Genomic DNA, 5563 nt, shown 5'->3' on the forward strand with positions numbered 1-5563 from the left:
TACCGGCGGCGCCTATTCCTTCGCCCGCACGTCCATGGGTCCGTGGGCGGGCTACATCACCGGGATCGCGGAGAACATCGAGTTCGTGCTGACCCCGGCCGTGATCGTGTTCTTCATCGGCTCGTACCTGTCGGCCATCTTCGGAACAGCGCCCGAATTCCAGCCCGTCTACTGGATTCTCTCGTACGCGTTGTTCGTCGGCCTCAACATCGTCGGCGTGGAACTGTCGTTCAAGGTTACCGTGACGGTCACCATTCTGGCGCTTGCGGTCCTCGCGATCTTCTATCTGTCGGTGATTTTCTCGGGCCAGCTCGATTTCTCGCGCTGGGCGTTGAACATCGGCGCGGACGGCGCTGAGCTCGCCAACGGGAACGGCCCGTTCCTGCCCTTCGGCATCAAGGGCATTTTCATGACGCTGCCGTTCGCGGTGTGGCTGTTCCTCGCCATCGAGCAACTGCCGCTGGCGGCGGAGGAATCGCATGATCCGCAGAAGGATATGCCGAAGGGCATCATCCTCGGCATTCTGACGCTGATCGTGTCGGCCTTCCTCGTGACCTTCCTGAACACGAGCATCGCACCCGGCGCGGCCGGTCTCGCCAAATCAGGCGAGCCACTCCTCGACGGTTTCCGCACGATCTACGGCTCGGACATCGCGAAGATCCTCGCGGCGGTCGCGGTGATCGGTCTGATCGCCTCGTTCCATACGATCATCTTTGCGTTCGGACGGCAGATCTACTCGCTCTCGCGGGCGGGATACTTCCCACGCTTCCTGTCGATCACCCACGGCACCCGCAAGACGCCGCATGTGGCCCTGATCGCGGGCTCCTTGCTCGGCTTGGCGGTGATGTTGATCATCTGGTTCTCGGTCGGTGCGGAAGCCGGCGCCAACGTCATCGGCGGCACGCTGCTCAACATGGCGGTGGCCGGCGCCATGCTCGCCTACTTCATGCAGGGCATGTCCTACATCACCCTGAAGAAGAAGTTCGCGCATATCGACAGGCCGTATGTCAGCCCCTTCGGCATTGCCGGGGCGGCCGTGTGCATGATCATTGCGGCGATCACGCTCTACTTCCAGTTCACCGATCCGGTGTTCCAGAAGGGCGTCCTCGGTGTTGCGATCTACTATGTGATCATGATGGCCTATTTCCTCGTCTGGGGACGCCATAAGCTGATCCTGTCCCCGGAAGAGCAGTTCGCTCTTTCCAAGGGCGCCGAGGAATACAAGGCGCATTGACGAAGCCACGTTGTTAAAACCCTGGGGAGCGCATGCGTGCGCTCCTCTCCTAGCTCTTCCTCGGTCAGGTTTCCGGCATGAACGCTCCCACACCGCGAATGGATGTTCCCAAAATCAGGACTGCCGCAGATGCGGCGGCATACGTGCGTAGCCGTGACCTTCCGTTCGTGAAGATCGGCGTCGTCGATATCGACGGCATCATGCGCGGCAAGTACATGGCGCGCGACAAGTTCGAATCCGCTCTCGAGAACGGCTTCGGCTTCTGCGACGTTGTCCTCGGGTGGGATTCGAACGACCAGCTCTACGACAACACGACGCTGACCGGCTGGCACACCGCCTATCCCGACGCGACCGCACGCATTCTTCCGGAGACGATGCGGCTCATCCCCTTCGAAAACGACCTACCGTTCTTCCTCGCCGAGTTCGACGGCTATGCCGAGGCGGCGTGCCCGCGCGGCGCGCTGCGGCGCGTTCTGAAGAAGGCGGACGACATGGGCTTTGCCGTGTCCGCCGCAGCGGAGTTCGAGTTCTTCGTCTTCGACGAAACCCCGCATTCGATTCGCGAAAAAAACTACCGCAATCTCAAAACCATCACGCCGGGCTTCTTCGGATATTCCGTGCTGCGCTCGGGCGTGCACGCCGATTTCTACCACGAGCTGCTCGATCTCGCGAACACGATGGATTTCGAGATCGAGGGTCTGCACACGGAGACTGGCCCCGGCGTTCTCGAAGCTGCCATCCGCGTCGACGACGCGTTGAGGGCGGCGGACAAGGCGGCCTTGTTCAAGACCTTCACCAAAATTCTCGCGCAGCGGCGCGGCTGGATGGCGACGTTCATGGCCAAGTGGTCGCGCGACTGGCCCGGCCAATCGGGACACCTGCATGCATCGCTCAAGGACGTGAAGACGGGGAAGGGCGCGTTTTACGATGCCAAAAGGCCGCACACCATGTCCGACACGATGCGCTGGTTCGTCGGCGGTCAGCAGCAGCTGATGCCGGAGCTGCTTTCGATGGTCGCCTGCACCGTCAACAGCTATACGCGCCTCATCCCCGGCTTCTGGGCGCCGACCGATTCGGCCTGGGGCGTGGAAAACCGCACCACGGCGCTGCGCGTCATTCCCGGCTCCGAAAAATCGCAGCGCGTGGAATACCGGGTCGCTGCCGCGGACATCAACCCCTACATCGCACTTGCCGCCGCCATCGGATCGGGCCTCTGGGGCATCGAGAACAAAGTCGACCCCGGCGATCCGATCCAGGGGAATGCCTATGCGGTGAAGCATCCCAAGAAGCGGGCGTTGCCGCGCTCGCTTGGCGAGGCGGCGGAGCGGCTCAAAGCGTCGAAGCCAGCGCGTCAGCTTTTCGGCGACACCTTCGTTGACCATTATGCCGCCACGCGCGAATGGGAAGAGAGGGAAGCCCGCAAGGCAATCACCGACTGGCAGCTCGCCCGTTATTTCGAGATCATCTAAAAGCAGCACCATGGCCGACACCGATATCGTCTGTATCTCTCCCATCGACGGGCGCGAGCTGGCTCGCCGTCCGATCATGTCCGAAGCGGCGATCGAGACCGCCCTCAACGTGGCGCGCCGGGCGCAATCCACGTGGCGACACACGCCGATAACTGAGCGTGCGGCAAAGGTGCTCGCCTTCCTCGACGCGCTTGTTGCGATGAATCAGGAGGTCATGCCCGAGATCGCGCAGCAGATGGGACGGCCCGTCCGCTATGGCGGCGAGTTTCGCGGCGTCGAGGAGCGCGCTCGCTACATGGTGCGCATCGCCGAGGAGAGCCTCAAGCCTATTCCGGCGGATGACGAAAAGCAGGGTTTCCGCCGCATGATCAAGCGCGAGCCCGTCGGCCTCGTGCTCGTCATCGCTCCSTGGAACTATCCCTATCTGACCGCGATCAACACGATCGCACCAGCCTTGATGGCAGGCAACGCAGTGCTGTTGAAGCACGCCTCACAGACCATTCTCGCCGGCGAGCGATTCCAGATGGCGGCCGACCGCTCGGGCCTTCCTCAGGGCCTGTTCCAGAACCTCGTGTTGAGCCACGATCAGACAAGCCGAATCCTCGGCGGTGGCCTCGTCGATCATTGCAACTTCACCGGCTCGGTCACAGGCGGCCGCTCGATCGAGAAAGCAGCTGCCGGATCGTTCACGTCGCTTGGTCTCGAACTCGGCGGCAAGGACCCGGCCTATGTCCGTGCCGACGCTGACATCGAGAATGCCATCGAGAATCTCGTCGATGGTGCGTTCTTCAATTCGGGCCAATGCTGCTGCGGCATCGAACGTGTCTACGTGTACGAGAGGCACTACGACCGCTTCGTCGAAGGCGCAGTCGATCTCGTGAACAAATACATTCTCGGCAACCCGCTCGACGAAACGACGACACTCGGGCCGATGGCGCACAAGCGTTTCGCCGACCTCGTGCGCGGACAGAATTCCGAAGCGGTCTCGAAGGGCGCGAAGGCGCATATCGATGCCAAGCGCTTCGCCGCGGATACGGGACGCGACGCCTATTTGGCGCCGCAGGTTCTCACGAACGTGGACCATTCCATGAGCGTGATGCGCGACGAGAGCTTCGGACCGACCGTCGGCATCATGAAGGTGAAGGGGGACGAGGAGGCGATCCAACTCATGAACGATTCCCCCTACGGCCTTTCCGCCGCCATCTGGACGTCCGACGTCGACGCGGCAGAGGCGCTTGGGGACAAGCTCGAAACCGGCACCGTCTTCATGAACCGCTGCGACTATCTCGATCCCGCTCTCGCCTGGACCGGCGTCAAGGATACGGGCCGTGGCGCGAGCCTGTCGCGGCTGGCCTATGAATCCCTCACCCGCCCGAAATCCTATCACCTGCGCACCCTTTGAGTTTGAACGATGACCGTGTCACCCCGCTCCAATTGGAACTACCCGACTCCGATCCGCTTCGGCGCCGGCCGCATCGCCGAGCTCGCGGAAGCATGCCGCGCTGTCGGCATGTCCGCGCCGCTCATCGTCACGGACCCCTTTCTCGCGACGCAGTCCATGACGAAGGCTGCGTTGGCTCAGCTCCAGGCCGCAGGCCTCAAAGCTGCGCTGTTTTCGGAGATCAAGCCGAACCCCGTCGAGAGCAACATCTACAAAGGCCTCGAGGCGATGAAGGCTGGCGACCATGATGGCGTCGTCGCTTTCGGCGGCGGCTCCGCCCTTGATGCCGGCAAGGTCATCGCCTTCATGAAGGGACAGTCCCGACCCATGTGGGATTTCGAGGATGTCGGCGATTGGTGGATGCGCGCGGATCCCAACGGCATCGCGCCGATCATCGCCGTTCCGACGACCGCAGGTACAGGCTCGGAAGTCGGGCGCGCCGGCGTCATCACGCAAGAGGCGACTCACACCAAGAAGGTCATCTTCCACCCGCTGATGATGCCGAAGATCACGATCTGCGATCCTGAACTCACCGTCGGCATGCCGCCCCATATCACGGCAGGAACCGGTCTCGACGCCCTGGCCCATTGTATCGAAGCCTATTGCGCGCCCGGCTACCATCCAATGGCCGACGGTATCGCCGTCGAGGGTATCCGTCTCGTGAAGGAATATCTCCCGCGGGCGTACAAGGACGGCACAGACATCGAGGCGCGCGCCAACATGATGTCGGCCGCCGCCATGGGCGCCACGGCGTTCCAGAAGGGCCTGGGAGCCATTCATGCCCTGTCCCATCCGGCGGGCGCTCTGTATGACACTCATCACGGTCTGACGAACGCGGTCTTCATGCCGTACGTGCTGGTCTTCAACCGCGAGGCCATCGAGAACAAGATCGCCCGGCTTGCCGCCTATATCGGCCTGCCGCAGGCGTCGTTCCAGGGTTTCCTCGATTGGGTACTGCAATTGCGCAAGGACCTCGGCGTGCCGCACACGCTCGAGGGCCTGAAGATCGACAGCGCGCGCTTCGACGAGATGTCGACCATGGCGCCGGAAGATCCGACGGCTGGAGGCAACCCCGTTCCGATCACAAAGGAAAGCGCCCGCAAGCTCTACGAAAACGCATTGGCTGGTCGCGTCTGAGCACAAGACATGCGATGCGAGAGACGGCGCGGTGCGTCGCCTCTCGGTCGCGTCGTTTCGTCAGACGGTCCTCGCTGAAGGTGCGTCTTCGGCACGTCGCGTCCACCAGAGGACAAGACCCAAAAGCGGGACGAGGATGTCGCTGTAGAAGATGATGCCGGCATTGCCCGGAGCGAAGTTGTGAGCGGTCACCATCTGATACGCATGGCCCGCAGCGGCGCCCCACAGAAAGCACGCAGGACCGATCAGCGCAGCGAGGCGCATATCGGAGCTGCCTTTGAA

The 5563-nt window shown here is 62.5% G+C and carries 5 protein-coding genes; 4 read left to right on the top strand and 1 reads right to left on the bottom strand.

Annotated features, from left to right (window positions below; genetic code table 11):
- The 4 genes from AC1DT3_RS10925 to AC1DT3_RS10940 form a co-directional block, all read left to right on the top strand.
- On the top strand, positions 1 to 1234 hold a 1234-nt coding region (locus tag AC1DT3_RS10925; protein ID WP_477465283.1), incomplete at its 5' end, for an amino acid permease.
- A gap of 77 nt (positions 1235 to 1311) precedes the next feature.
- Positions 1312 to 2703, top strand: a complete 1392-nt coding sequence (locus tag AC1DT3_RS10930) for a glutamine synthetase family protein (RefSeq protein WP_477465284.1) — start codon at positions 1312 to 1314, stop codon at positions 2701 to 2703.
- Positions 2704 to 2713: 10 nt separating this feature from the next.
- Positions 2714 to 4105 carry an aldehyde dehydrogenase family protein gene (locus AC1DT3_RS10935; protein WP_477465285.1) on the top strand — a complete coding sequence of 464 codons (1392 nt, stop codon included), beginning with the start codon at positions 2714 to 2716 and terminating at the stop codon, positions 4103 to 4105.
- Between the two features lie 9 nt (positions 4106 to 4114).
- Complete coding sequence (locus AC1DT3_RS10940; RefSeq protein WP_477465286.1) at positions 4115 to 5281, top strand: iron-containing alcohol dehydrogenase; 1167 nt, start codon at positions 4115 to 4117, stop codon at positions 5279 to 5281.
- Positions 5282 to 5341: 60 nt separating this feature from the next.
- On the opposite strand, the gene AC1DT3_RS10945 is transcribed toward AC1DT3_RS10940, so the two are convergent.
- On the bottom strand, positions 5342 to 5563 hold a 222-nt coding region (locus AC1DT3_RS10945), incomplete at its 5' end, for a DUF6790 family protein (RefSeq protein WP_477465287.1).

This window comes from Microvirga sp. P4_G7 (assembly GCF_056401005.1).

Coding starts and splice junctions, on each gene's coding strand:
- AC1DT3_RS10930 (WP_477465284.1), top strand. CDS start 1,312: ATGAACGCTCCCACACCGCGAATGGATGTTCCCAAAATCAGGACTGCC.
- AC1DT3_RS10940 (WP_477465286.1), top strand. CDS start 4,115: ATGACCGTGTCACCCCGCTCCAATTGGAACTACCCGACTCCGATCCGC.